General features: G+C 64.1%; 3 protein-coding genes. 1 reads left to right on the top strand and 2 read right to left on the bottom strand.

Annotated elements, in window-relative coordinates:
* Window positions 1-65: 65 nt before the first annotated feature.
* Both ACESMN_RS13145 and ACESMN_RS13140 read right to left on the bottom strand, forming a co-directional pair.
* Complete coding sequence (locus ACESMN_RS13145; RefSeq protein ID WP_373054060.1) at window positions 66-338, bottom strand: BrnA antitoxin family protein; 273 nt, start codon at window positions 336-338, stop codon at window positions 66-68.
* A complete protein-coding gene (locus ACESMN_RS13140) occupies window positions 322-666 on the bottom strand; it encodes a BrnT family toxin (RefSeq protein ID WP_373054059.1) in 345 nt (114 codons plus the stop codon). The genes ACESMN_RS13145 and ACESMN_RS13140 overlap by 17 nt, the downstream gene beginning before the upstream one ends.
* 101 nt (window positions 667-767) lie before the next feature.
* Here ACESMN_RS13140 and ACESMN_RS13135 point away from each other — a divergent pair, with 101 nt between their 5' ends.
* A complete protein-coding gene (locus tag ACESMN_RS13135; RefSeq protein WP_373054058.1) occupies window positions 768-1,313 on the top strand; it encodes a shikimate kinase in 546 nt (181 codons plus the stop codon).
* Window positions 1,314-1,382: the final 69 nt, after the last annotated feature.

Raw genomic sequence — 1,382 nt, 5'->3', positions numbered from 1 at the left:
GCCCGGAGTAACGGGGCCGGGGGTGAGGGGCGGTATGTCGCGTGACGAGAGTGGCGGCCCGGAGGTTACCCGTTGTGTCGGTCGATGTCCTCGGCCAGCCAGGCCTTGATCAGCGACTGGTAGGGTACATCCCGTTTGTTCGCCTCCACCTTGATGCGTTCCAGGAGGGACACTGGAAGACGCAGCGAGATCGTTTTGGTGGTGGGCTTGAGACTCGGGAGACGTACGGATTGCGCCTGGCTCCAGTCAACGTATTCGGAAGAATCATCGCTCTCCCAGAAGGCCCGTTCTTCGGCTTCGCTGGCAAACGCGGGAGTCTTTTTACGTGGCTCGGTCATAGATGATGCGCTCCTTGCGGTGCATGTCACGCGCTGAGATCACGCGGATCAATTTGCCGTCTTCGCGTAGCGTGAACGTGATGTGCAGCGGACGGCGCCCGTCGGTGCGACCCAACGCGTGGTACCGCGTTTCCTGCTGGCTGTTTTTGATGTCGGGAGTGATCAGGAGGGGCTGGTTGAAGAAGACCTGCTCCGCTTCGGCCTGACTGACCCCATGTTTGGACGCGCTTTTTCGAGCATTCCCTGCATCCCATTCGAAACCGGATATGCTGCTCCAATCTTTCACATCTGTATATTGCTGAAATATACGCAGTCGGGCAAGTGCCATTGGCCGACGCGCGCGAGGCTTCGCCCGGACCCCCCCCTCCTTCACGTGACCTTCGCGCTCCTCAGCTTTTTTTTGGGCCGGGGCCGGCGTAGGCTCGCCTCATGCAGAACATCGTGTTGGTCGGGCCGATGGGGGCCGGGAAGAGTACGGTGGGGCGGGGGCTGGCGACGCTGCTGAAGCGGCATTTCGTCGATTCCGATCACGAGATCGAGAAGCGCACCGGGGTGGATATCCCGACCATCTTCGAGTTCGAGGGGGAGGAGGGCTTCCGCAGGCGCGAGACCGAGATGCTCCGCGAGCTGCTCGAGCGCGAGAACGTCGTGCTCGCCACCGGCGGTGGCATCGTGATGCGCCCGGAGAACCGCGAGCTGCTGAAGCAGCACTGCGTGCTGTATCTGCGCGTGCCCGTGGCCGAGCAGCACCGGCGCACGCGCAAGAGCCGGCGGCGTCCGCTGCTGAATGCGTCGGAGGACCCGCGCAAGCGCCTCGAGGAACTCTTCCGGCTGCGCGATCCGCTCTACCGGGAGGTCGCGACGATCGTCTTGCAGGGCCGGAACCAGCGCGTCCGCGACGCGGTGCAGGCCGCGTGCGATGCGTTGCAGGCGCAGCGTCCGGACCTGTGTCCCCTGGCCCGTTCGAGATCGTAGGAGCGACCTCTGGTCGCGATGGGACGTGTGGGGAATCGCGGCTGGAAGCCGCTCCTACGGGGGCTTGGC

The sequence above is a fragment of the Thioalkalivibrio sp. genome (assembly GCF_041690275.1).
Classification (GTDB): Bacteria; Pseudomonadota; Gammaproteobacteria; order Ectothiorhodospirales; family Ectothiorhodospiraceae; genus Thioalkalivibrio.
This window is presented reverse-complemented; position numbering and strand designations above follow the sequence as displayed.